We start from the raw sequence: 26,411 nt of genomic DNA on the forward strand, positions 1-26,411 counted from the left end.
AATTGCTTGGATTTGGCTACTATAAGGATTCCAAGGGTATCGAGTTGCGTATTAGCAAGAATAGTCTGCGCAGATTTCGTGGGAAGCTACGTGGTTTCACCCGCCGCTTCACTCGTGAATCAGTCATAGATCGTACCGTAAACATCAGCTCTCTTTCAAGAGGCTGGTTATGGTACTTTGCTTTGGCTAAGGGTCGTGGTCATATGCAATCCTTGGATAAGTGGCTACGTCGTCGTCTTCGTCAAGCAATCTGGTGTCACTGGAAGCAAGTCCGAGTCCGAATCCGAAGTCTTGAACGTCTAGGAGCATCCACTGATTTAGCTTACCAATGGGGTAATAGTCGTAGAGGAAGCTGGACTATTAGTAAAAGCCCAGTATTACATCGTACCATCACTAATAAAAGACTAGAGAAACGTGGATATGAATCTCTCTTAGAGATGTATAACTCCATACACGAAAACTTATCGAACCGCCGTGATACGCGAACCGTATGTCCGGTGGTGTGAGAGGGATAAAGTAGGGTAGAATGATTTCCTACTTTACCCTACTCGATATTTGACATAAATTTAAAAATCATATCTGAATGCCTAAAAGCGTGACATCGTCCCTTTGAGGCGTACCTTGTTGATACTCTTTGAGTTGAGCTTGCATAAACTCTCTGTGTTGGAGCATACTAAATTGGGTGCCTTTTTGTAGCAAACTTTCAAATTTGCGTAACCCTAAACTTTTACGTTGAGGGTTGGCTATATCTTTGAATCCATCGGTAGATAAAAACAACTTATCCCCTGGCGAAAGTACAATACTTTGACTCGTAAATGGTTGATTTTGGTTTTCGCCTCCCACTCTTCTTCTATCACCGTCTAATTTATGCAATAGTCCATCTTGTAGATAATACAAAGGGCGTTTAGCGCCAGTATAAGTTACCATTGTTTTGTCAGAAGCACAAGCTTCAATCTTACAAAGACAAATATCCATCCCATCTTTATTTTGCCCCTGAGATTGTTTTAACCTTGAACGCACGCCTACATGCATCATTTTGAGTATTTGAGCTGGATCAGTTAAGCCTTTTCTGTTCACTATTTCATTAAGCAATGTATTGCCTATAATGCTCATAAATGCCCCTGGCACACCGTGTCCAGTACAATCTACTACTGCGGCAAACGTTATTTTTTTTGCCTTTGCCTGCTGAGCCCCCCGATGTATAACTTGAGTTAACCAGTAAAAATCACCCGAAACAATGTCTTTTGGCTGGTAAATCAGGAAGTGATCTGAAAACACTTTCTCAAAACTGGAAGCATTAGGCAAAATAGCCGATTGTATATTACTGGCATAATTAATACTTTCGGTAAGGTGGGTGTGTAGTTTGCGGAATTCTTCGGAGTCATCGAGTTGCTTATTTAAAGCATCATTTTTTTCCTGTATCTGTGCGTTTGCCAATAAGCACAAGTTGGTACCCATGTTAGAGGCTATACGCTGTAAAAACTCAAGACGTTGGGCTTTTATGGGTTGATAAAACAGTATTTCTAATACCCCCTGAATATTGTTTTGGTGTGTAATAGGAAAAGTAAGGATACTTTGTATAGGTATAGTCTGAGTAGCGCTTACTCCTGTAAAATTATCTTTTAATGTAGGGTTTACGATATGATTCATCTGCATTGTTTTAGCCACTAACCCTACAGTATTTTGTCCTATCTTTATTTGTGGAGCCACTTCATTAAAGTTGATGGCGTAACTGCCAATTAATTCAAGCGTTTCAGGGCAAGTTTTCATGTACAAAGTTGCCTGAAACCCCTTGACAAAAGGAATCAAGTGTTTTAGAAGGTTGTCTGCCCATTTTTGACAGTTTTGCCCAGGCTGAACCTGCATAATATCAGTGAAATTTGCCCAGTTTTTATAAAAAGACAGTTCATCTTCCTGAGATGAGGTAGGTTTCTGGGGAGTTTCTTGGTTAGAAGACATTGGGTATGTCTTGTATAAAGTAGTATTAGGAGGGACTTTCTTTATTGAAAACCTTTTCTTGTTGCTTATATTTTTAGGGAACATGTGTGCTTAATTTATTGATATTTTTAGTTCGTAAATGGTGTTTGCATAGAATAATTTATGGTTTGTACTTCAAGTGATAAGTTATCACTGCTGGTCGAACCAATATTGGCAGTTAACCTTTTTCTGAGAAGTGTTTTTTTTGTTGCTTGATCAAGTCTAAAGCTATTTCTTGTTCTTTGTTAAGCTTTTCAATAAGAGTTTTGACTTTTTTTGAGCTGTAAGAAGGTGAGGGGGCTTTTTCTAATATGTTTGATCCACTTCTTGCTTCTTTACCTTTAGATTTCACTTTCATTCCATTTAAGTTTTAAAATTGAATAACTGTTTGCACAAAAATGGTTGACATGTGTTTTGAAATAAGTATATTTTTTTGGCTGAGTATAAGTAGTAATACCTATATAACCTGGCTTCTGGTGTAAAAGTTTCATAAATACTGGATTATTAGTTGTGTTTTTCGATAAATGGAGGGTATTATGGGGGGAGAATACCTGAGTATAAATACCTGCTTTGTGAAAGAAGTGAAATACAGTGTTTGTAATAAGTTAAAAGTTATCTCATACGATTTAATTATGATAAAACTATATGAGATTACCAAAAACAAAAGGATTTTATATCTTAAGTAAATATACTTAGATATACAATATTCCAGAAATAACCTCTACACTTTATAAAAATGCCTTTAATTTGTAATTTGGAAGCAGGCAATGATTGATTAATTACCTGGCTTGTAAATCAACAAACTATATCTAAAAACAATAATGAAACAAAACTATTACTTGGCATTATTTGCCTTTTGCTTATTGATAGGCTTGCAGGCATGTGGGGGAGAAGATAAGGGTAGCAACACCCAACAAGGTACAGATACTACCACTGCAAAAAACGCTAAAGATTCTGCCCAAACTAAGGCAGTCACTAAGAAAACCACTAGTGTAAATCCTCAATTAACCGCCCATGCTTATTTGTTTGCAGGACTTACCCCTGAAAATAAAGGAGGAATGGATCAGGTTTTTGGGCAACAAGGAGCAAAACAACACCTGAAATTGTTTGGACAACAGTGGCAAAAACTGGAAAACACCCGGCTCAGGAACATGCGTAAATGGCGTGACACTGAATTAGCAAAAATAAACGGAGAAACACATAACTTATTTTACCCGTTTAGTGGACCCGATTTTATCAATGCTTATGAGTTTTTTCCCAATTGTGACAACTACCTGATGTTTGGTTTAGAAAAAGTAGGTAATCTTCCTGATTTTTCTAAAGAAAGTGCAGCTTTTGTCAGTGGCTACCTAAGCAATGTACGCAATGCTTTGGGCGAAATTTTTCAACGAAATTACTTTATTACCACATTCATGGGAAGCGAACTTAATACCAATGTACAAGGAGTTGCCCCCATACTGTTTACTTTTTTGGCACGTACCAATAACCAAATTGTAAAAGTGGAAAAAATTCAATTACAAAAAGATGGAACTCCCAAAGCGTTTCCTCTGGATGAAAAACTTGATCCTAAAAAAAGTGTGGTAGGTTTGATGATAGAGTTTTTAGGCAAAGGTAAAGCTAAACCACAACGCATCTATTATTTTGGCACCGATGTACGAGATGCGCAAATGCCTAAAAAGATGGAGTTGTCCAAGTTTATTAAGAGCTTTCCTCATAAAATATCATTTGTGAAATCTTGCCAGTACACACTGCATGAATCTCAGTTTAAAGTAATGCGTAACCTTATCTTAAACGATACCGAAGCTGTATTGCAGGATGATACTGGAGTACGTTATGAAGTACTCAAAGAAAATGGGTGGAAAGTGAAACTATATGGTAAATATGCCTGGCCTATTGCTGACTTTGGTAAATATACCTACCAACCCAAACTTAAGCAGGCTTTTGCCAAAGATTCAAGCGTAAAGCCTCTCAATTTTACTTATGGTTATCATTGGAACACTGACAATACCAGTGTAATTTTAGCATTTAAAAAATAACAGTTATTAATTGATTATTATTTAATGAAACTACTCAATAAATACATCACCTTGGCTTTGCTGATAAGCTTGCTAGGGTTGGGTGCTTGTGGTGGCAAAGGCGAAAACAAAGAAAATAATAATGCCACTGATACCTCTAAAACCGTTAAAAAAGATTCTGCGAAAACAGACACAAAACAACCTGAAGTAACTACCAACGTAAAGCCTGATGCAGCGCTTACGGCTAAGGCTCACTTGATGGCAGGCATAGAGCTAGACAATAAGGGGGGAATGGACGAATTATTTGCCACTGCAGAAGCGCAGGAACACTTCAAACTGCTCAACAAAAGCTGGCAACAGTTAGAAGACAATCGTTTGAGTAAAATACGCCCCTGGAGAGACAAAGAAATAGGGCATATCAATAAAGAAAAACATAACTTGTTTTATCCTTTCAGTGGGCCAGATTTTTTAAATGCCTTCTTGTATTTTCCCAACTGCGACAATTACATCATGTTTGGGTTAGAGCCTATTGGCGAGTTGCCTAAATTTGATATAAAAGATAAAAAATTCCTGAAAAACTACTTATACCGATCAAGAGAAGCATTGGCAGAGCTTTTAAAAAGGAATTATTTCATTACTAGTTTTATGAGTGGAGACTTAAACACTGCCACAATGAAAGGGGTGTTGCCACTCATGGCTATTTTCTTGTCACGCACCGGAAGCAAAATAGTGAAGATAGAGCGCATTGTTTTTGATACTAATGGCAACCGCAAAATAGTGCCTGTTACAGTGCCTACCGATAAAAACCGCACTTTACTTCATATAGAGTTTTTGGCCAAAGGCAAAGCTAACTCTCAGCATATTTACTATTTTGGGTCAGATATTCAAGAAAAGTATGTAAAACAGAAAAAACACTTCATTGATTTTATCAAAAGTTTCGATAATAAAGTTGCACTAACCAAGTCAGCTTCTTACTTACCTCATTACGAGATTTTTACTACTATTCGCAACATTATTCTTGACGAATGCTCGGCAGTATTGCAAGATGATACAGGAGTGCCTTATCGTTATTATAAAGAGCGTGGCTGGAATGTACAATTGTATGGCAAGTATGCCCGTCCTGTAGCCGATTTTAAGAGTGGTTATCAGCCTGCTTTACGCGATGCTTTTAAGACAGATAGTACAGTAAAAAAACTTGATTTTACTTATGGCTATCACTGGAAAACTGACAACACCAGTTTGTTGTTTTGCCAAAAGTCTAAGAAATAGAAATAAACCTATAATAAAAAACAAACCCCTAATGACTTAACAGTCATTAGGGGTTTGTTTTTTATCACCTTATGGTACAATCAAAGCCCCAATTTATTCAGTAAATCCCGAACATCTATAATTACTTTATCATTGGCATAACCCACTACATAAGGTTGATATTTTTCGCCTTCCCGGTTCATTATTTTAGCAAGATACTTTTGAAAATACAATGCTTCCCAGTAACTGGTAAAGTACCCCAAGCAGTAGCGATAGTAAGTTTTATTGTCTTTAGGGTTTTCGTAAGGGGTAATGACAAAACTTTTGTGCTTGTTGGCAAACTCGCTGAAGTTTTTGGTAGTATACGAACCAATAATTACTTTAAAGGTAGTATCAGAGGAGCTTACTGTAGTGCGTTGTGGTGTAGCGTTTACCTCTTTTTGGGTTTTATTCAGTGCTTTGATCTCATCGTGTAACGCTTGAACGGCAATTTTTTTGTCACGCAATTCCTTTTGTTTTTTATCTATCTCTGCTCGTTTGTTTGTGATTTCAACTGTCTTTTCCTTAATTTTTTTGTCCAGCTCGCCCTCTTGCAACAACATTTTGCGAAAACCTTCCAAATTGCGGTTAAGCCCTTTAATTTCTTTGCTGATTGCCCGTTTTTCGGCCTTAGAGAGTTCTTGAGCGTATGTAGCCACCCCAGTACTAAACAAAACAATTGCTGCCAGTACCAAAGAGCGGAATTTGTAAAGTGTCATAGTTTTTAAGTTTAAATTAGAGAAATAGAAGTACAGGTTAGTCAACCCTTTGACCATTTGTATAAGTGACTACTTTAGCCTCTTTTACAAAAAGTTCACTCAGTATTTTGACAAACTTATCTGCTTCTGCTTTGTCTTGAAAATAGCCCAAGGTATATTTTTTTAGGCCATCACTGTCCATATCGCCAGTAAAAACAGGCTTCTTTTCCCCTTTGACAAACTCTTTGTATAAATCTTCGTCAGTAATTTCTACTTGTACTTTATATACTGTTCCTTGAGCGTTTGTTTCTTTTTTTATAACAGTAGTTGTTTCTTTTTTTTCATTCTTGAGACGCTCTATTTCTGCCTTTAACTTTTGCTCTTCCTGGGTTTTTGCCGCAATCTCTTTCTCAATAGCCTCAGTATTTACTGGAGCTTGCAATTGTTTTTCTATATCTGCAAGGTTGCTCTTTTTTTCCTCAATATTTTGTTTAAACTTTTTATATGTTTCAGGATTTTTGTAAAAACTTTTAAGCTTTTTCCTTAATTCTCTCTTCGACATTTGAGCGGGGTCTTTTTGAGCTATCCCGTCGATAGATACCCCTGCCGAGAAAGCAAATAAGAGAAGTATTGATAATAGATGTTTCATTGGTATCAATTGTTTAAATAATGATCAATGCTTTCTATACCACAAATTGATGGTATAGAAAGACTTGTGATACAGTTACATAGTGGAAAATATTGAGGTAGGTTTACAGATTTTATTTACCCCCTCCGTTATTGTCATCTTTTACCGGAGTAGTGCCTCCAAGTGCCTCTTGTACACTAATTCTGTTACCATCTTTAAATGCCACTACCCAAGCGCCTTTAATGCCTAGTTGTGTCAAGTGCTCAGCAAACGATTTAGCGGCTTGATATTGACTAAAAGTACCTAGTACATGTTTGTTGTAACCATCCGCATTCTCTTTGGTGTAGTCTGTATTATTATTATGGTCAAAGTTTCTGTTTTTATAAGCTCCTACTTGTACTCTAAACACAATTCCCTTGGTAGAAGCTACCCCACTGATAGTAGTAGGATTAGTAGAGGTTACGGGCTTATTATTTTCGAGTTCTTTGATACGATCTTGCGCTCTTTTAAGGCGAGCACTTAAGCTATCAATTGTGCTAAGCATGACCGATTCACGCTGTTCAAAGTCGTGTTGGGTGGCTTTTAGCTTCAATATCTCTGTTTTGGTAGTGGCAAGTGCTTCATCGGCTTCCTTCTTACCATCTTTGAGTGCTTTTAGCTTAGTCACATCTTTATACATTGCCTTGGCTTCCTTCTTCAAAGCCCTTTTTTCAGTTTTGGTTAATTCCTGTGCCTGACTGCTGACTACTGTCAATCCTATCAAAACACCCATTACTATGCCTTTTATGATAAACTTCATGATGTTAATGCATTAGTTGTTTAAAATGTAAAAAATAATGCCTCTACAAAACGAGAAAGCATTAGATCAGCAATAAATAGCGAGGGAACTAAGCCCTCGCTTATAATGAGACAACGTTAAAAAAGTAATCAAATTTGGTTTGAACAGTGACACCGTCGTTTTTATCAAGGCTAATAAAAGTTGAACACTGCCAGTATCAAACTATTTTTTTATACTGCCAATCATATTTTGAGGTACTACCCACTCGTCAAACTGTTCGCTGGTGAGTAAACCAAGTGCTATAGCGGCTTCACGTAAAGTACTATTTTCATTGTATGCTTTTTTGGCAATCTTAGCCGCATTTTCGTAGCCTATGTGGGTATTAAGCGCCGTCACCAACATGAGAGAGTTTTCAAGGTTTTCTTTGATCATTTGGTGATTTGGCTCAATGCCTACAGCACAATTTCTGTCAAACGAGTCACAAGCATCGCCTAAAATACGTGCAGAGTGTAACAAGTTAAAAATCATCATAGGTTTGAAAACATTCAACTCAAACTGACCAGTAGCGCCACCTACCGACACTGCCACATCATTGCCCATTACCTGAGCACACACCATAGTCAAAGCCTCACACTGAGTAGGATTTACTTTGCCAGGCATAATAGATGAACCAGGCTCGTTTGCTGGAATAATGATTTCACCAATGCCACAACGAGGTCCAGAGCTAAGCATACGAATGTCATTACCTATCTTCATCAAACTTACTGCCAACTGCTTCAGTGCGCCAGAAGTCTCCACCATAGCGTCGTGTGCTGCTAAAGCCTCAAATTTATTAGGAGCAGTTTGAAAAGGCAGGTTAGTAAGTGCGGCAATTTTTTGAGCTACTTTTTCGGCATAACCTTCAGGAGTGTTCAAACCTGTACCTACTGCAGTACCACCCAAAGCCAGGTAGCTCATGTGGTCTAAGGTGTTTTTAATTGCCTTGATTGCAAAGTCAAGTTGAGCTACATACCCCGAAAACTCTTGCCCTAAGGTAAGTGGGGTAGCATCCATAAAGTGAGTACGGCCAATTTTCACCACATCTTTAAAAGCATTGGCTTTTTGTTGAAGGGTATTACGCAACTGCTGAATTTTAGGTAAAGTATGACGTTCTACCATCTTGTAAGCAGCAATGTGCATGGCTGTAGGAAAGGTATCATTAGATGACTGTGATTTGTTTACATCATCATTGGGATGAATAAACTTGTCGTTGTCACTAAGTTTCCCTCCTTTGAGCACGTGAGCGCGGTTTGCTACTACCTCGTTTACGTTCATGTTCGACTGGGTTCCAGAGCCAGTTTGCCATACAACCAATGGAAACTGGTCATCTAAATCTCCATTAGAAATTTCGTCACAAACTTTGGCTATGTATTGAGCTTTTTCTTCTGGCAATACTCCCAGCTCGGCATTAGTCAAAGCTGCCGCTTTTTTTAATACAGCAAAAGCCCTGATCACTTCCAAAGGCATTTGGTTGTCGCCAATGGCAAAGTTTTCACGAGAACGTTGGGTTTGAGCACCCCAGTATTTATCGGCAGGTACTTTTACCTCGCCCATTGTATCTTTTTCTATGCGATATTCCATGAACAAAAACTGTGTTGTAGTTTCTTTATCAATAATTTATTTTCTTGAACAAAATTAAAATATTTTAGAGTATAAGCATTGAAGGTAAAGGGGAAAGTTGTCGAAAGTTTGAAAAGAGCAGTACTTCTAGATTGATCAAGCCAAAAAATGGAGTTGATTGATTAATAATAACCAAGTGTAGGAGAGTAATAGTGGGGAAGAGGTAATAAAAAAAGGTTGGCTTGATAGCCAACCTTCGAATTTATATCTATGTCAAAACAGACACTATTTAAGTGTACGCTTGATTTCACGTTGTTCAAAGCTTTCAATAATATCTCCTACAAGAATATCATTAAAGTTTTTAACGCTCAAACCACACTCGTAGCCTGCTCTTACTTCTTGAACATCGTCTTTGAATCGTTTCAGAGAACCTAACTCACCTTCATATTTCACTATTTGGTCGCGAATCAGGCGAATCTTGTTATTTCTCTTCACATACCCATCCAATACATAACAACCAGCAATGGTACCCACTTTTGAGATTTTGAATGTTTCGCGTATTTCTACGTTACCTACAATCACTTCTTCAAACTTAGGTGCCAACATACCTACCATCGCGTCTTTTACATCATTGATGGCATTGTATATAATAGAGTAAAGTTTTATCTGAACTCCTTCTTGCTCAGCCAATCGTTTGGCAGTATTAAATGGTCTTACCTGGAATCCAATGATAATTGCCTCAGAAGCAATGGCAAGTTGTACATCTGCCTCTGAAATACCCCCTACTGCTTTGTGAATCACCCTTACAGCAATTTCTTCAGTAGATAGCTTCAACAATGAATCTGACAAGGCTTCTACCGAACCATCCACATCACCTTTTACAATGATCTTCAACTCCTGGAAGTTTCCAAGAGCAATTTCTCGTCCGATATCTTCCAGTGTTTTTCCACGAGTAGCCCTTACTTTTTGAGCACGTTGAATTTGCTCACGTTTGTTGGCTATTTCACGTGCTTCCCGCTCATTTTCCATTACTTTGAGCAAGTCACCCGACTGTGGTGCTCCATTTAATCCTAACACCTGTACAGGTGTAGAGGGACCTACTTTTTGTAGACGTCGTCCTAGATGATCCGTCATTGCTTTTACTCTACCGTGGTGAGATCCAGCCAAGATAACATCTCCAACTTCCATTGTTCCCGCTTGTACAAGTACCGTGGTCACATATCCTTTCCCTTTATCCAGAGAAGCTTCCACTACAGTACCAGAAGCATTCTTATCTGGGTTAGCCGTTAGTTCAAGTAGTTCAGCTTCCAGCAACACTTTTTCAAGTAATTCAGGAATGCCTGCACCTGTTTTTGCTGATATTTCCTGATCTTGGAATTTACCACCCCAAGATTCAACCAATACCCCTTGTGAAGACAATTCTTCACGAATTTTATCAGGGTTAGCTGTTTCTTTATCTACCTTGTTAATGGCAATTACAATAGGTACATCAGCGTTTTTGGCGTGATTGATTGCTTCCTTAGTTTGAGGCATCACCCGATCATCCGCTGCTACTACCAATATAACTACATCAGTCAGTTTGGCTCCCCTTGCTCTCATCGCTGTAAAAGCTTCGTGACCAGGAGTATCAAGGAAGGCAATGCGTTTGCCACCGTCAGTTACTACATCGTAAGCACCAATGTGTTGAGTAATACCTCCCGACTCAGAGTCGGTTACGTTACTGCTTCTGATATAGTCAAGCAAAGAGGTTTTACCGTGGTCTACGTGTCCCATAATGGTCACAATAGGTGCTCTTTCTGTGAGGTCTTCAACACGGTCAGGAGTTTCCTCCTCTTCCATCTTCACATCTTCCTCAGTACTGATGAAGTCTACATCATCATAATCAAACTCAAGAGCTATAAATTTAATAGCCTCTGCATCAAGACGTTGGTTAATAGATACAAACATCCCCAGATTCAAACAAGTAGAAATTACCTCATTTACAGATACATCCATCAAAGATGCCATATCATTGGCTGAGATAAACTCTGTTACCTTTAAGATTTTTGTTGTCTCTTCTTCTTGTCCTTCTGCTTCTTTACGTTTGGCTCGTTTTTGAGCTTTTATCTTACTTCGTGTACTACCACTTGATCCTGTACCAGACCCTTGCACTTGCGCCATTGTCGCTTTTAAGCGATCGCGTATTTGTTTTGCAGAAATTTCTGTTTTTTGAGGGTCATTGTTTCCTTTACCCTTATTTCTTCTGTCTTTTCTATTTCGGGACTGATTGTTCGAGTTTCGGTTACCACCACCTTGGTTGCGGTTTTGGTTTTGGTTGCCACCACCTTGGTTACGGTTTTGGTTATTACCACCCTGACGATTGCCACCACCTTGATTACGGTTTTGGTTATTGCCACCCTGACGATTACCACCACCTTGGTTGTTGTTTGTGCCTCCTTGTTTGTTACCGTCAGAAGAGTTTTGCCCAACCTTTCGGTTTCTGACAAGTTTTTTCTTTTTCTTCTTTCTTTTCTCGTCAGAAGATGCAACAGGCTTACCTTTTTTCTTTGGTTTTTCTACCGGAAGCTCAATCTTACCTTTAATAGTAAGTCCCGAAAGTTGTTCAGCTTTTGCTTTAATTACCTCAACTTCAGGTTTCTTTTCTGTATCAGCTTTACCACTGGTGGTTGCCGATGACTCTTTTGCCTGGGTATTTTTTGCCGCAGGCTTTTCAACTTTTTCTTTGCTCTTATCCTTGTTTTTGTCCACAGGAGTTTTTTGAACGTTTGTAGAGGGTCTTTCCACTGCTTTTTCAGTTTGTGCCCTTGGTTTTTCTTCCTTGGGTTTGATGGGGTCTTTGGATTTCTGAATATTAGATGACACTGTTTTTTCTTCTGGGGCAGGTTTACCATCATTAGTAGCTTTTGCCTTATCAGAAGTATTTTTCTTATTAACTTCTTTGTTCGAAGTACCAGAGTTTTTTGGTTTATTTTTCTGGTTTGCTTTTCCTTTCTGCTGAGCGTTACTTTCTAAGTCTATTTTTCCTTTTACAGTAAGTCCTGGAAGTTTAGACGGTGACTGTTTGTTGTCAGCGGTATTCGAGTTTTTTGTTTCTACAGTTTTTGGCGGAGTATTGGTTTTAGTTTTCCCTTCGTTGGGATTTGTTTCAACTTTTGTTTTCTTGTTTTCAGCACTAGCAGCGGTATCCGGGTTTTTAACTTTTTCCTTTTTGTTTTCTTGCTTGGCAGCTACATTTTCTTTTTTGCTAGATGTAGGTTTTTCCTCTATCAGGTTGTTGAGAGGCACATTAAACTCATTGGCCAAAATTTTCAATGCATCTACTGAAATTTTTGTACTTGGTTTAGGTTTAGTCTCTACCTTGACTCCTTTCGATATAAGAACCTCGGCAATGGTAGAAATGCCTACATTGAGTTTTTTTGCCGCCTGGCTTAGTTTTATGGTGTTTTTATCTGCCATCTAATACTTTTTTGTGTCTAATGCGTCTGTCTGTGTTAAACTTGGACCCTTCTGATAAATATTTACTCTTGTTCTTCTTCTTCTTCAAACTCTCGTTTTAGAAGAGCAAGCAAATAATCTACAGTTTCTTCTTCTAGTTCGCTTCTGTTAATCAGGAGTTCTCTACCAACATTTAGGACACTTTTGGCGGTTTCCATACCCAAACGACGAAGTTCATCTCTTATCCAAGGTTCTATTTCTTCATCGTCAAATTCAGAAAGCTCTATGTCTTCCTCAATTTCATACTCGTCCATATCACGGTATACATCAATCTCCATTCCTACCAGTTTACTGGCAAGTTTGATGTTATGCCCTCCTTTTCCAATGGCAAGTGATACTTGGTCTGGTTTTAAAAACACAGATACTCTGCCATCATCTTCCATTTTAATGCTAGTGATTTTTGCGGGACTCAACGCACGAGTGATGTACAAATCTAAATTGTCGGTATAGTTTATTACATCAATGTTTTCGTTGTTTAGTTCACGAACAATACTATGGATTCGCGAACCTTTCATTCCAACACAAGCACCTACAGGATCTATGCGATCATCATAAGACTCTACTGCAACTTTTGCTCTTTCACCTGGTTGTCTTACTACTTTTTTAATAGTAATCAAGCCATCATACACTTCTGGTATTTCGCTTTCAAAAAGCCTTTCCAGGAAAATTGGAGATGTACGGGATAGGATAATCTTTGGGTTACCATTGATCATATCTACCCTATGTACTACAGCTTTTGACATTTCGCCCTTACGGTATCTGTCTTTAGGTATCAGCTCGTTCTTAGGAAGCGAAAGCTCATTACCCTCAGAGTCAAGCAGTAATAATTCTCTGCTCAAAATCTGATGTACCTCAGTTACCACAATCTCATCCGTCATGTCTTTATATTTCAGATATAGATTCTCTTTTTCTACATCTTTGATTTTCTGAATGAGCGTTTGCCTTGCTGTCAAAATTGCGCGTCGGCCAAAATCGCTTAGATAAACCGTCTGAGGAAATTCATCCCCAATGTCTTCTTCCGCAATTTCAGGGTCTATTTTTTTTGCTTCTGACAGGGTTACTTTGTCTAGTTCGTGGGCTTCTGGAGAATCATCTTCTACAATAATTCGGTTTCGATACATTTCCAAATCACCATCTTCTATGTTAACTATCACATCGAAGTTTTCATCAGAGGTGTATTTTTTCCGAATCATTGTTCTGAACACTTCTTCCAGAACTTGTTCCATCAAGACCTTGTCAATGTTTTTTGCCCGAGCGAATTCTGCAAACGAACTAATGATTTCTTGCTTGTCCAATTTGTATATCTTTTAATAAAAGTCTAATCTGTAAAATAAACTCAATCAATCAACCAAACGAAATCATCACTTTGGTTTTCACTATCTGATCAAAAGGAATTTCTTCCTTTTCAGGAATTATTTTACCCTTTTTTTCAGGTTGTATTACAATGAGTTTGTCTTCAACTTTTTCTAAAACTCCTGTTTTATTGCCACTTTCATTTAGCGATACTTTCACTTTTCGCCCAATGTTTTTTATATATTGCCTTTGGTTTTTTAGAGGCAAGTCTACTCCTGGAGATGAAACCTCCAGTGTATATGCACCTTCTATCAGGTTTTCTTCTTCTATGTATTTACCAAGCCATCGGCTTAGTGTGGCACACCTGTCTATAGAAACGCCTTGATCACCATCAATCAATACTGTGAGTTTGGCTTTGGGCTTTTGATTTTTTAATATCACATCAATTAAAAAATACTCAGGCTCAAGGTGTTCTTTAATAAGTGTTGTTAGTTTTTCTTCTTGATTCATTTAGTTATTGTGAACTCAAAAACTTTGAAAACCCTTAAAATGAAAAAAAGGGCATGAAGCCCTTTTTTTATATTTTGAGTAAGATTGCAAACCTAAAAGTTAAAAACTTTATTTGCAAACTTTGTTATGTACAAAATAATATATTACAAGGACTTCTTCATAATATCACTTCAGTAATTGAGAGTATAAGCTTTTAAAAACTTTTCTTTGAGTCACAAAAATAGAGTATTTTAGGTTGCCATACAAATTTAATTTTTACTTTATTTAAATTAAGTCTTGAATTAGAGCCCATTAAACTATTTTGTAGCCCCAAAAGCAAGATGCCTGTTTGCTATGACCATAGACAAAAGGGCAATGATGAAGGTCTGATTATTATTTACTTTGATGACTTTTGGAATAACTTTTTATTAACATTGCAAAAATTGAATTATTTCTAAATTTGTTGCCCAATGTTTTATTCACAAATCAAAAAATATCATTGGGTTTTGAGTCACAAAAAAGGTGTCAAAATAATTAGTCAAATCATAACATTGTATATAACACTATTGGTATGAGTAGAGATAACCAGAAACAAGCATTTATTCCACCATTAAAAATTCAGAATACACTTACTAACACCAAAGAGGTTTTCGAGCCTTTAAATCCTCCCTTTGTAGGAATGTATGTTTGTGGTCCTACTGTATATAATAATCCACACATAGGCAACGCCCGCCCCGCAGTGTTTTTTGATGTGTTATCCCGTTATCTTACGTATCTTGGCTATAAAGTGCGTTATGTACGCAACATTACTGATGTAGGGCATTTGACAGGTAGCGAAAACGATGGAGAAGATAGAATCTCAAAGCAAGCCAAGCTTGAGCAGCTTGAGCCTATGGAGATAGTAAACATATATACCAACAAATACCTGGAGTTGATGGATGCCCTTAATGTAAAGCGCCCTAGTATTTCTCCAACAGCTACCGGACATATTGTAGAACAAATAGATACTGTGCAAAAAATACTGGATGCAGGGCTGGCTTATGAGTCTGAGGGTTCAGTATATTTTGATGTGAAAAAATACAATGAGCATCATAATTATGGAGAACTTTCGGGCAGGGTAATAGATGAGTTGTTGGTAAATACGAGAGAAAACCTAGAGGGGCAAAGTGAGAAAAAGAACCCAATGGATTTTGCTATCTGGAAAAAAGCTTCTCCTGAACATTTGATGCGTTGGAACTCGCCTTGGGGCGAAGGTTTTCCTGGGTGGCATCTAGAGTGCAGTGTAATGAGCACAAAGTATCTGGGCGAACAGTTTGACATTCATGGGGGAGGAATGGATTTGATGTTTCCTCATCATGAATGTGAAATAGCTCAGGCAAAAGCCGCTAATGGTGGCAAAACTCCTGTAAAGTACTGGATGCATAATAATATGTTAACTATTGATGGAGTAAAAATGAGTAAGTCGCCCAGAGTGAAGTGGAGCGAAGAAGCATTGACTAACTTAAAGACTGGGGGGCTTCCTGATGATTTAGTAGCCAAGATAAAGGACTTGAACCAACCTCAAAAAGATGAGTTTGATGAAAAACCTGAGAAGTATTTAGGGAAGGAGGCAAAATCGCATTTTAGACAAATACAAGAGCAGGCGCAAGAGTTTGTAAACTTCATTACAATAGAAGAGGTCTTTACTGGAGAGCACGAAATTTTGGCTCAGGCGTATTCTCCGATGACTATTCGCTTATTTATTTTACAGGCGCACTACCGTAGTACCATTGACTTTTCGAACAAAGCCTTGTTGGATGCTCAAAAAGCCTATAAGAAGTTAATGAATAGTTTGCGAGTTCTTAAGTTGATGGAGTATCCTACAGAAGCAGGAACTCTTAATACAAAACTGGATCAGCAAATCAACGGATTTTGTGACAATGTATTGCGTAGTATGAATGACGACATGAACACTGCAAAAGCATTGGCTCAAATATTTAATATCAATAAAAAAATCAACCATTTTTATACTAACCCACAAGACATAGCCACTATAGAGAAAGTAACATTTGACCGAATGAAGTCTTTCTTTATTACTTTTATTGTAGATGTGTTTGGGTTGTTAGAAGAGAAAACGAATAAACAAGAAGTGTTAATTCAGGGAATGCTGGACTTGTATAAAGATGCTAAAGAAAATAAAGACTATGATAAAGTAGATCAGATTAGGGCCACCTTCAAAGAAAGTGGCTTGCTGATCAAAGACCTCAAAACTGGGGTGGATTGGGCTTATGAGGAATAAATATTGAATCAGCATTTTTTGCTACTCATTTCTTTTAAAATACAAACATCAAAAAAAGTCAGGTGCATCCACCTGACTTTTTTTGTGGGTAAATCTCCTTTATTGTAGGTGTTGTATCATTTCAAAGCCTCTTACGTTACACTTACAGAGTATCGTTTACCTCTTTGTGATTTTAAGTATAAAACAATAAGATGTTTAAGAATTTATTACTGCTATTTATTACTACTTTATTTTTTAATAAAACGTATAGTCAAAGTTCCGCCAGTAGTGCAGGCGGTGTTACTGCTCCCAAGTTTAGCAATGAGTTTATGAATATAGGAGTAGGCGCACGTGCACTGGGTATGGCAAATACTCAGGTGTCTATTGTCCAAGATGTAACCGCAGGTTATTGGAATCCAGCAGGTTTGCTGGATATAAAAAGTGATTATGATGTGGCGCTAATGCACTCTGAGTATTTTGGAGGCATTATTCAATATGATTACGCAGGTTTTGCGGTTCCGATAGACTCTATGAGCCATCTAGGTATCTCTGTTATAAGACTAGGCGCAGACGATATTCCTGATACCCGGTTTTTATACGATGCTGATGGACGCCTAAATTATGACAATATCCGGTTTTTTGGAGTGGCAGATTATGGTTTTCTAGTATCCTATGCTCGCCACTTGCCCTGGATCAAAGGGCTGAAGGGGGGCGCCAATTTTAAAATTATCTATAGAAACGTAGGTAATTTTGCCAACGCCTGGGGTTTTGGTTTAGATGCTGGCTTAAAACTAGACCTTAAGAATGGTTGGCACTTTGGCGCAATGGCAAGAGACATTACAGGAACCTTTAATGCCTGGGCACACAATACTGCTTTAGTAGCAGAAGTTTTTGCCCAAACTGGCAATGCTATTCCAAGAAACTCTATAGAAATCACCTTGCCTCGCTTGATATTGAGTGCTTCTAAAGAGTTTGTGATTCATAAAAAGTTTGGGGCACTCATTGCGGTTGATCTGAATACTACTTTTGATGGACGTAGAAATGTGCCCATTCAAACCGAAAGAGTTTCTATTGATCCTGGAATGGGAGTGGAACTTAACTACTTGAAAAAAGTGTTTTTAAGAGGTGGAGTACACAATATTCAGCAAATTAAAGATACTAAAGGGGGAACGTTTACCTCTTTTCAACCCACTTTTGGTGTAGGTATAAATATCAGTCGTTTTACTATCGACTATGCTTTTACTGATGTAGGCAATCAGTCTGAGGCATTATACTCCAATGTTTTTTCATTGAAAGTAGCCATCAATAAATAAAACATCCCTGCTAAAAGCTCAGTTTACGATAAAATCAATTCTCTCATGAAATTTAATCATACAAAATACTACTACTTGTTCTTGCTTGCCCTGATGATCTTAGGGGTGGGAAATGTCCAAGCTCAAACTTATGGCAATGAATGGATTAACTATAGCCAACAATACTACAAAATTCCTGTGGTAAAGAAAGGAGTGTATAAGATAAGTTATGCACAACTTCAGAGTGCAGGCATTCCAATAGCATCAGTAAAACCCAAAAACCTACAAATATTTCATCGAGGCAAAGAACAAGCAATTGTAGTAAATAGTGCAAGTAATGAGGTGTTTTCTAGCAGTGACTATGTCTTGTTTTATGGAGAAAAGAATGATGGAACTCAAGATGCTTTGATGTATAAAGATCCTACTTGGTTGGTAAACAAATACTATAATTTATACTCAGATACTACCGCTTATTTTCTTACCTGGACAGTAGATGGTTCTTTAGGGAAACGAATGATTGAAACCAATGAGTCTAATATTGGCGGCCTTACAGCAGAGAGTTATCATTGGAAAGAGGAGCTGTTAGTTTTTAATAATCAATATGCCCTGGGACGAAAATACCCCATAGGCACTACAAATAATATATATATCAGCGATTTTGATATTGCTGAGGGGTGGGTAGGTTCACCTATAGGAGCGGCTGGAGCCAATTTTAATTTCAATGTTAACAATATTAACAGTGGGAGTGGAGTAAAACCAAAGATTGAGATAAGGTATATAGGACGAAATCCCGTAAAGGTAAACAACACTAAAATATATGTAGGCAATTCTACAGGAAGCCTTCGTTTGTTAGATGATGTGCAAACTGTTTTTCAAGTAAATTATACTTATACTAAAGAAATAGAGTTGAGTGACATTTCGGGCACTGGTCAGGTAGTTGTCCGGTTAGAAGAACCAACGGGTAGTGTAAGTGTAGCTTATGTCAAACTTACCTATCCACAAACAGTGGACATGCAGTCTCAGGCAAGTTACGACTTTAGGTTGAGAGCAAACGGGGGAGGTAAGTCTTACCTGGAAATAAGTAACCCAGTAGCAAATGCTCAGGTGTTTGATATTACAGATAAAGATAACGTAGGGAAGGTAATCACTGGCACTAATGCTGGCAACCTTACTGCCATTGTAAATAGCACTACAATTGAGCGCCAATTGTATGTGAGGAATAATACATTGTTTGACAATGTGATTGGAATTGAGAAGACTCCCTTTATAAATATAGATGCTACCAAACATAATTATTTAATTGTTACCCATGCATCTTTACGGCAACCTACAGGAGGGGTAAGTGACCCTGTACAGGCTTATGCGGCTTACCGGGCATCTACCGAAGGGGGAGGCTTTGACACCTTGACAGTCAATGTAAAACTACTCTACAATCAGTTCAATTATGGCGAATATAGCCCGCTTGCGATTAAAAACTTCGCCCATTACATATATGATAAAGGGAATCCAAAATTTTTGTTTTTAATAGGTAAAGGATTGTCAATTGACCAGTCTGCAACAAGCTTAAATCCGAGAATTATCCCTGCTCACCGCGGACAAGATTTAATCCCTCCTTTTGGTTATCCTCCTTCTGATGTCATGTATACTGCTGGGTTTAACCCTGCAAGCCCTCAAACCCCCATGATACCTACTGGTCGACTTAGTACCCGTTTTCCGAGCCATGTACTCAATTATTTAAACAAAGTCAAAGAACACGAAGTACTCAAAGGCGAAGCCATTTGGATGAAGAATTTTATTCATTTAAGCGGAGGAAATAATGCCAGTGAGCAAAAACTATTAAGGGCTTATGTAGATTTTTATGCACAATTAGCCTCTGGAGGACTACTTACACCCGTTTTTACGACCTTGTCTAAAAATACTTCTCAACTTGTAGAAGTAATTAATGTGTCAGAGTTGGTAAACCAGGGAGTAGGGGTCATGACCTTCTTTGGACACTCTGCCGTAGGTGTTACTGACTTAGAAATAGGTTTTGTGACAGATGATATAGAGGGGTACAGAAACAAGGGAAAGTATCCGATGATTATAGCCAATGGTTGCCAATTGGCTAGTATATTCAATGGTGATTTTCGCTCACTTTCAGAAGACTGGATCAATACAGCAGACCGGGGCTCTATAGGGTTTCTGGCTCATACTTATATAGGATATACAGTACCACTGTGGCGTTATTCGCAAAGGTTTTATGCAGTAGCTTTCAATAGTACCCAGTTTGTGGGTAGGCCAGTAGGCGAAATCATTCAAGAAGTAATAAGAACTCAGCCAAGAACCAATGAACAAGCAGAAGTAACGGTTGATCAGCAAATGTTATTACAAGGAGACCCTGCCATACGTCTAAGCAGAGGTAATAAGCCAGACTATTACACTTCCAGTGAGTTTATCACGCTTAAATCTTTTGATGGTAATCCTTTGTCGGCAGTTTCAGATTCGTTTCAGGTAAATGTAGTAGTCGCAAATGTAGGCATTAAAGATAATCAACCTTTTAGAATGTCGGTAGAGCGAACTTATGCCGATGGAACAAGCACCATTTATACCAATAATGTAGACTACTCTCCTATCAACCTGCAAGATACTGTGTCGTTTACAGTCAAACGTGATCCAGCTAAAAACGGGAGTGGGTTGAACAAAATAAAAGTACACATTGACTACTTGAATAATATTGATGAAGTAAGTGAAACTAATAATATTGCCGAAATAGAATATCTGTTTCAGGCTCAGGGAGCTGTTCCTTTGAGCCCGTATGATTTTAGTATAGCTAACAAAAGCCCCATTGATTTTACTGCTTTTTCAGGGTCACTTACGAACGAAAACAGACAGTTTGTATGTGAAATAGATACGCTTAGCTCTTTTGATAGTCCAGGCAAAAAAACAGTTTTTATACAGCCAAGCTTATTGCTCAACTGGAGCTCTGAGATATTTGCGGGTGATACAGGGCAAGATAGTACTGTGTATTACTGGCGGATCAATTATGCTGATCAGATAGGTAACCCTAATCCTACTTCTTTGTGGGCAGACCGTTCTTTTACTTATATTCCTGGAAGCCCAGAGGGATGGTCACAAAGCGAGTTCTCCCAATTTGAAAAAGACATCATTACAGGAAACCTGCAGCTAGACAAAGCAAGTAATCAGTGGAAGTTTAAAAGTGTTGATACAAAACTGGCAGTGAATACTTCCGGCTCTAATGCACCCAGTCCACTTACCCAAGTAATGTATAACGGCATCCCTTTGATTACTCAATCAGATTGTGCGGGTGACCAAGTCATAGTGATGGCGTTTAAAAAAGAAACTTTTCAGCCTTACTTATTATTTACTCCTTCTACTACAAACCCTACCTGTGGGCGCAACGGCAACAGTAGTGGCAATGGTTTGTCTGCCAATGTTTATAGCAATGCTATGACTACTAATTTGAAAAACTACCTGGATGCAATACCTAGTGGCGACTATGTCTTATTATTAAGTAAAGGGAATGTAACATTTAGTAGTTGGGATGCTACTATCAAAACTGCTTTACAAAATGTAGGGGCAAGTTCAGGAGCTTTGAACACCTTGCAAAACGGACATCCATATATATTATTGGGGCAAAAAGGGGGCAGTGCTTTACAAGAGGTGATTTCTACCAGTTTATCAGGGCAAACCTCAGAAAGTATTGTCATGAACTACAATTATACCGAAAGCTTTTCTTCTGGTGAGGTCACAACATTACCTATAGGACCTGCCAAAGAATGGGGTAAACTCTATGGTAAAATGGTTACAAATGCCAATGATGTAATAACCTATCAGATCATAGGTATTAACACTCAAGGTCAAGAGTCGGTAGTATTTTCTCAGCAGGCAGCTTTGCCCTCAGAGTTTGATCTGAAGAATATACTAAATGCTGGAACCTATCCATTTATTAGGCTAAAATTAGTATTAAAAGATGAGGTCGATTTTACTCCAGCTCAGCTTAAGCGCTGGATGGTCACCTATGAAGCTTTGCCAATACCAGAAGGGCTGATAGATATAGAGACTATTGGTAAAGAGAAGTATGTAATTGCAGACAAACAAGAAGGGGAAAGTGTGAATGTTGAATTTGCTTTTAGAAATATTACTGATGTAGCGTTTTCATCCGATTCGCTATGGGTACGTTATGTGCTCACTACCAACAATAAAGAGGTGCTGAGAGATTCAGTGAAAATACTTGCCCCTCAACCCAAAAGTGTGGTGAGGTTTAGTCGACAAATAGAAACTTTGGGTAGGGTAGGAGCCAACGTGCTCACTGTATATGTAAACCCACGGATAGCGGCAGAGTTGTATTATGATAATAATTTGTATCAGGTGAATTTTAATGTGCTTAAAGATAATGCCAACCCTATACTGGAGGTCTCGTTTGATGGAAGGCAAATTATGGACGGTGAAATTGTCTCACCCAGCCCAGTCATTAATATTCGTTTGAGGGACGAAAATTCATTTAAAGTGTTGACTGACACCAGCAACTTAAATGTTTTATTGAGAAAATGTGAAACTTGTGATTTTGAAACAATCGTATTCAGCGATCCTAACGTGAAATGGACAAGTGGTCCTAGTTTGACTGAGGTAGAGTTTCATCCTAAAAACCTGGAAAATGGTAAATATGCCCTAAAGGTGCAAGGGCGTGATGCTTCGGATAATAAAGCTGGGGTAAACCCTTATACTATTAATTTTGAGGTAGTGAACGAGTCTACTGTAACTCATGTGTTTCCTTATCCTAACCCCTTTTCTACCAAAACTCAATTTGTTTTTACGCTTACTGGGGGAGCAATACCTGATGAGATGAAAATTCAGATAATGACTGTTACCGGAAAAGTGGTGCGGGAGATTACCAAGGAAGAACTTGGTCCAATAGTAATAGGGAATAATCGGTCTCAGTATGCTTGGGATGGCAGAGATGAGTACGGCGATTTGCTTGCCAATGGATTGTACCTTTATCGTGTGGTGATGAAGATAAACGGACAACCAATAGAACAGCGAAAAACCAGTGCTGACAAAGCATTTAAAAATGGTTTTGGTAAACTATACATCTTGAGGTAGTGGTATTTAGTATAATCTTTGAGAAGAGAAATCTCTTTTAATGATTGAAACTTTACATAACACTTAATAAGCAAATGCAAAGTTTCAGTTATTATTAATTAAGTAGTCAGGGTTGTGAATGTTCAAATGGTGATGGGGTGCTACATAACAAAAAATGTGACCAAACAACAATTGAATGATGCAGCAATGGTGAATACTTATTCTGTTACTTACTTAAATTAATCGTAGTTTATTACCTAATAGAAAGCCATTATGTCATATAAAAGCCAAGTTGAAGAAATGATTCAAGAGTATGTTGAGTCGGTTGGTTTGACCAAAAAAGACACTTATAATTCTGAGACTGATTCGTGGAATTGGAAGAGAGGGTCAGCATCTATAGAAGTATTTATTGCAGATGGAAAAAACAATAGAGAGTACTTGTGTATTTACTCTCCTTTGATGAAGGTTCCAGCAAAAGAAGAATTTAGCTTTTACCGCCATTTGTTGGAACTCAACTACTCAAAACTGGGTTTAAAATTAGCTATCCGTTCTAGTAGTGAGTTTGTATACGCAGTGTCAGAACGAGATATTAATGGGATGGATTACAACGAGTTAAGTGTGTGTATCAAAGACCTAGAGTGGTGGGCTGACAAGTTAGATGACGAGTTACAAGAACTTTTCCCTCATTGATAATTCAATATGAGACCAAAATAAAAGCGGAGATTGTACAACAGTCTCCGCTTTTATTTTTTAAAGCCTATCATACGGTCATTCTTACCAAAAAACTCGTTAGTGCACAGTTCTCTTAGCTCGGCTATGTTAGGTAAGTTGTCTTTAAGTATATTCTCAAGAGTATATTTTCTTACCACATTGGCTATTTGCCCACCAGTAAGTAAAAAATCCCTCGCTAGTTTTTTTGCATCTTTGTCGCTTATATCAGCAATTTTTGATTGCCATATTAATTGGCGGGTTTTGGTATCAGGCTTGTGAAACTTTACTTTATACAAAAAACGTCTTTCAAAGGCGTTGTCCAGGTTCATGTTCATGTTAGAGGTAGCAATCAAAATGCCTTCAAAATCTTCTAGCTCTTGTAGTAAGATATTTTGCATGCTGTTATTCATCTGATCTACACTTGATGAAACTTCATAGCGTTTACTTATCAGGGCATCCGATTCGTTGAAAAACAAAATAGGGCATTGATCATAATAATCTTTAGCTTGTTTATAGGTTTTAAACACCTGCTTTATTCTCTTTTCTGACTCTCCTACATACTTATCACGAATAGATGAAATATCTACCAATAACAACGGTCGGTTGGTGGTATGTGCCAAGTTATAGGCTATTTGGGTTTTTCCGGTGCCAGGGTCTCCATAAAGCAAAAAAGTAAGCCCAGATGCATACCCCATTTTTTCAAACTTGGTAATGGTTTTCTTAAAATTATTCTCTTCCAGCAATTCAAAAAACAAATCAAGTTGTTTCTTTTCTTCTTGGTTGAAAAAAAGCGATACTGGTTTTATCTTTTCTGGAGCAATGAATATGCAATGTTTAGGGTTAAAGGGTTTGCTTTTTTCCAAAGCCCCCAAATCTTCAGAAAATAATAAATCTATAGCTTTGTCAGTAAGAGCCAGCTCTTTACCTCCATAAAAACTATCATCAACAAAGCAGGCAAGGTCTTGTTCAATCAACTGCGATTGCCCTGAAAACAGATTTTTCTTTGCCCTGATTTTACTTCCCATAGAGTCGTATACATAATATATATAACGTTCTATGTCTGCCTCGTTTGAGTCGTTGGCAAAGGCATGGCAAAGGTGTACCAGCAACAGCGTATCATCTTCATAAAGATTGAAGTCCAAGATGCTTTGTACAAGTTTAAAACGTTTGGCCTCACGCTTTAACAAATCCAGCCCCTCAGTAAAAAGTTCGTCGGTAGGAATGTTGTTTTTCTCCCGTTCGCAAATCATTTCATTGACTCGCTCTATTACTTCATACACATCTTCAAAATGATCGTTTTTTGGAATAGATTTATTAAGGGAAATAGCATTGAACACATAGTTTGATACGTGAAAACGGGTAGCAATGACTTTCATATCATACCCAGTATTTTTGATGAGCAAACGTTTACTTACCAAGCTTTCTAACACAGGAGAAAGGCTTACAATAAAGAAGGGGTTGCAAGACAGGTATTGAGTAAGACTATCCAAATCGGTATCTTTTCCGCTAATACTCATTGCAAACATTACAGAGAAGAGCCAAGCTTCGTCATCGCTGCAGTGAAGAAAATCTTTTACAACTTTGGTTTCTTCACGCAAAGAGTGCAAAATTTTGGTTTTGTTTTGATCGGTTAGTTCAGATTCTTTAAAAGCCATTGATAGCTTTTCTATGCTTTTAAGAACTAAATTAGGCTCAATGTTTTGAATATTTTTCATGGAGATTGTATAATATATACTATACCTTGGGATTGTAAGATACCATCTTTAAAAATAACGAATAATGTAGATGAATGTTAGTAGTTAGGGGTAATGAAACTATCAGAAACATTACAATGTCTAAAAAAACAAAATAAAAATCACTTCAAGTTTCTATATAAGTAATGTAATAGGATATTGCTATTTTGAGAAAAAATAAAAAAATAAGGCAGTTAATATATACTTTACGTAAAAACTACATTAACTGCCTGTTTGTTTTAAGTAAGCATTCCGCCATCCACCTGTAGTACTTGTCCAGTCATATAACTTGACATGTCAGAACCTAAGAATGCCACACAATCGGCCACCTCATTGGTCGCTCCTGCTCTTTTCAATGGTATACCTTGTTTCCATTCATCAACTACTTTTTGGTCAAGCTCGCCTGTCATTTCAGTTTCTATAAAACCGGGAGCCACGGCATTAGAGCGCACATTTCTTGAGCCTAGTTCTAATGCTACCGACTTGGTAAAACCAATGATTCCCGCTTTTGACGCAGAATAATTGGCTTGCCCAGCATTACCTCTTATGCCTACTACCGAAGTAATATTCACAATAGACCCACTTTTTTGCTTCATCATTTGACGCATACTGGCCTTGGTCAGGTTAAAAACTGACTTAAGGTTTACTTCTATTACACGATCCCACTGCTCTTCAGACATCCGCATGAGCAACCCATCTTTTGTAATACCTGCATTATTTACCAAAACATCTAACCTGCCAAAATCTTGGATAACATTATTTACAAGCTCTATAGCTGCCTCATGGTTTGACGCATCAGAACGATACCCCTTTACTTTACCACCCGCCTGCTGCAACTCTTGCTCAAGTGCTTGGCCTTTCTCTACACTAGACAAATAAGTAAAAGCTACCTGGGCGCCTTGTTCAGCGTATTTCTGTGCAATGGCTTTTCCGATTCCTTTTGAAGCACCAGTAATCAGGGCTACTTTTCCTTCTAATAATTTCATTAGTAATGGGTTTAACGATATAAAAATGAACGCTATCAATAAGCAAAAACCTTATGATCTTTATCAAATCATAAGGTTTTAATATTTAAGGGTG

18 protein-coding genes are annotated in these 26,411 nt (G+C 37.9%); 7 read left to right on the forward strand and 11 right to left on the reverse strand.

Annotation, left to right across the window (positions count from 1 at the left end; genetic code table 11):
* The first annotated feature begins 44 nt into the window (after positions 1-44).
* Positions 45-506, forward strand: a complete 462-nt coding sequence (locus Q0954_RS35040; protein WP_366916708.1) for a group II intron maturase-specific domain-containing protein — start codon at positions 45-47, stop codon at positions 504-506.
* 67 nt (positions 507-573) lie between these two features.
* On the opposite strand, the gene Q0954_RS04415 is transcribed toward Q0954_RS35040, so the two are convergent.
* Both Q0954_RS04415 and Q0954_RS04420 read right to left on the reverse strand, forming a co-directional pair.
* A complete protein-coding gene (locus Q0954_RS04415; protein WP_299454156.1) occupies positions 574-1,959 on the reverse strand; it encodes a SpoIIE family protein phosphatase in 1,386 nt (461 codons plus the stop codon).
* Positions 1,960-2,155: 196 nt separating this feature from the next.
* Entirely contained in the window at positions 2,156-2,329 is a 174-nt protein-coding gene (locus tag Q0954_RS04420; RefSeq protein ID WP_299454159.1) for a hypothetical protein, read from the reverse strand.
* Positions 2,330-2,798: 469 nt separating this feature from the next.
* Between Q0954_RS04420 and Q0954_RS04425 the strand changes: the two genes are divergently transcribed.
* Together Q0954_RS04425 and Q0954_RS04430 are read left to right on the forward strand one after the other, a co-directional pair.
* The gene (locus tag Q0954_RS04425) at positions 2,799-4,013 is read left to right on the forward strand and encodes a hypothetical protein (RefSeq protein WP_299454162.1); all 1,215 of its coding nucleotides are present in this window, start codon (positions 2,799-2,801) and stop codon (positions 4,011-4,013) included.
* A gap of 24 nt (positions 4,014-4,037) precedes the next feature.
* Positions 4,038-5,261, forward strand: a complete 1,224-nt coding sequence (locus Q0954_RS04430; protein ID WP_299454164.1) for a hypothetical protein — start codon at positions 4,038-4,040, stop codon at positions 5,259-5,261.
* A gap of 80 nt (positions 5,262-5,341) precedes the next feature.
* On the opposite strand, the gene Q0954_RS04435 is transcribed toward Q0954_RS04430, so the two are convergent.
* From Q0954_RS04435 to rimP, 7 genes are all read right to left on the reverse strand, one after another.
* Complete coding sequence (locus tag Q0954_RS04435) at positions 5,342-5,998, reverse strand: hypothetical protein (RefSeq protein ID WP_299454165.1); 657 nt, start codon at positions 5,996-5,998, stop codon at positions 5,342-5,344.
* Between the two features lie 37 nt (positions 5,999-6,035).
* On the reverse strand, positions 6,036-6,626 hold the full coding sequence (locus Q0954_RS04440; protein ID WP_299454166.1) for a hypothetical protein: 591 nt from the start codon (positions 6,624-6,626) through the stop codon (positions 6,036-6,038).
* A gap of 112 nt (positions 6,627-6,738) precedes the next feature.
* Positions 6,739-7,404, reverse strand: coding sequence for a hypothetical protein (locus tag Q0954_RS04445; protein ID WP_299454168.1), 666 nt, complete (start codon positions 7,402-7,404; stop codon positions 6,739-6,741).
* Between the two features lie 201 nt (positions 7,405-7,605).
* Positions 7,606-9,003 carry a class II fumarate hydratase gene (gene fumC, locus Q0954_RS04450; protein WP_299454171.1) on the reverse strand — a complete coding sequence of 466 codons (1,398 nt, stop codon included), beginning with the start codon at positions 9,001-9,003 and terminating at the stop codon, positions 7,606-7,608.
* Positions 9,004-9,267: 264 nt separating this feature from the next.
* Positions 9,268-12,438, reverse strand: a complete 3,171-nt coding sequence (gene infB, locus Q0954_RS04455) for a translation initiation factor IF-2 (protein ID WP_299454174.1) — start codon at positions 12,436-12,438, stop codon at positions 9,268-9,270.
* A gap of 62 nt (positions 12,439-12,500) precedes the next feature.
* On the reverse strand, positions 12,501-13,772 hold the full coding sequence (gene nusA / locus Q0954_RS04460) for a transcription termination factor NusA (RefSeq protein WP_299454176.1): 1,272 nt from the start codon (positions 13,770-13,772) through the stop codon (positions 12,501-12,503).
* A 49-nt stretch (positions 13,773-13,821) separates the two neighbouring features.
* Positions 13,822-14,280: a ribosome maturation factor RimP gene (gene rimP / locus Q0954_RS04465; RefSeq protein ID WP_299454179.1), complete on the reverse strand. Its 459-nt coding sequence runs from the start codon at positions 14,278-14,280 to the stop codon at positions 13,822-13,824.
* A 550-nt stretch (positions 14,281-14,830) separates the two neighbouring features.
* Between rimP and cysS the strand changes: the two genes are divergently transcribed.
* From cysS to Q0954_RS04485, 4 genes are all read left to right on the forward strand, one after another.
* Positions 14,831-16,537, forward strand: a complete 1,707-nt coding sequence (cysS, locus tag Q0954_RS04470) for a cysteine--tRNA ligase (RefSeq protein WP_299454183.1) — start codon at positions 14,831-14,833, stop codon at positions 16,535-16,537.
* 191 nt (positions 16,538-16,728) lie between these two features.
* Positions 16,729-17,829, forward strand: coding sequence for a PorV/PorQ family protein (locus tag Q0954_RS04475; protein ID WP_299454186.1), 1,101 nt, complete (start codon positions 16,729-16,731; stop codon positions 17,827-17,829).
* A gap of 45 nt (positions 17,830-17,874) precedes the next feature.
* Positions 17,875-22,908: a C25 family cysteine peptidase gene (locus Q0954_RS04480; protein ID WP_299454188.1), complete on the forward strand. Its 5,034-nt coding sequence runs from the start codon at positions 17,875-17,877 to the stop codon at positions 22,906-22,908.
* 252 nt (positions 22,909-23,160) lie between these two features.
* Entirely contained in the window at positions 23,161-23,577 is a 417-nt protein-coding gene (locus Q0954_RS04485; protein WP_299454191.1) for a YbjN domain-containing protein, read from the forward strand.
* Positions 23,578-23,630: 53 nt separating this feature from the next.
* On the opposite strand, the gene Q0954_RS04490 is transcribed toward Q0954_RS04485, so the two are convergent.
* A complete protein-coding gene (locus Q0954_RS04490; protein WP_299454196.1) occupies positions 23,631-25,313 on the reverse strand; it encodes an ATP-binding protein in 1,683 nt (560 codons plus the stop codon).
* Positions 25,314-25,570: 257 nt separating this feature from the next.
* A complete protein-coding gene (fabG, locus tag Q0954_RS04495; protein WP_002694062.1) occupies positions 25,571-26,317 on the reverse strand; it encodes a 3-oxoacyl-[acyl-carrier-protein] reductase in 747 nt (248 codons plus the stop codon).
* Positions 26,318-26,411: the final 94 nt, after the last annotated feature.

This window comes from uncultured Microscilla sp. (genome assembly GCF_947493425.1).
Lineage (GTDB): Bacteria > Bacteroidota > Bacteroidia > Cytophagales > Microscillaceae > Microscilla.

Bases quoted from the DNA above. Each gene is read 5' to 3' on its own strand.
- Q0954_RS04415 (WP_299454156.1), bottom strand. From the start codon at position 1,959: ATGTCTTCTAACCAAGAAACTCCCCAGAAACCTACCTCATCTCAGGAA.
- Q0954_RS04425 (WP_299454162.1), top strand. From the start codon at position 2,799: ATGAAACAAAACTATTACTTGGCATTATTTGCCTTTTGCTTATTGATA.
- Q0954_RS04430 (WP_299454164.1), top strand. From the start codon at position 4,038: ATGAAACTACTCAATAAATACATCACCTTGGCTTTGCTGATAAGCTTG.
- Q0954_RS04435 (WP_299454165.1), bottom strand. From the start codon at position 5,998: ATGACACTTTACAAATTCCGCTCTTTGGTACTGGCAGCAATTGTTTTG.
- Q0954_RS04440 (WP_299454166.1), bottom strand. From the start codon at position 6,626: ATGAAACATCTATTATCAATACTTCTCTTATTTGCTTTCTCGGCAGGG.
- Q0954_RS04445 (WP_299454168.1), bottom strand. From the start codon at position 7,404: ATGAAGTTTATCATAAAAGGCATAGTAATGGGTGTTTTGATAGGATTG.
- fumC (WP_299454171.1), bottom strand. From the start codon at position 9,003: ATGGAATATCGCATAGAAAAAGATACAATGGGCGAGGTAAAAGTACCT.
- infB (WP_299454174.1), bottom strand. From the start codon at position 12,438: ATGGCAGATAAAAACACCATAAAACTAAGCCAGGCGGCAAAAAAACTC.
- rimP (WP_299454179.1), bottom strand. From the start codon at position 14,280: ATGAATCAAGAAGAAAAACTAACAACACTTATTAAAGAACACCTTGAG.
- cysS (WP_299454183.1), top strand. From the start codon at position 14,831: ATGAGTAGAGATAACCAGAAACAAGCATTTATTCCACCATTAAAAATT.
- Q0954_RS04475 (WP_299454186.1), top strand. From the start codon at position 16,729: ATGTTTAAGAATTTATTACTGCTATTTATTACTACTTTATTTTTTAAT.
- Q0954_RS04480 (WP_299454188.1), top strand. From the start codon at position 17,875: ATGAAATTTAATCATACAAAATACTACTACTTGTTCTTGCTTGCCCTG.
- Q0954_RS04485 (WP_299454191.1), top strand. From the start codon at position 23,161: ATGTCATATAAAAGCCAAGTTGAAGAAATGATTCAAGAGTATGTTGAG.
- Q0954_RS04490 (WP_299454196.1), bottom strand. From the start codon at position 25,313: ATGAAAAATATTCAAAACATTGAGCCTAATTTAGTTCTTAAAAGCATA.
- fabG (WP_002694062.1), bottom strand. From the start codon at position 26,317: ATGAAATTATTAGAAGGAAAAGTAGCCCTGATTACTGGTGCTTCAAAA.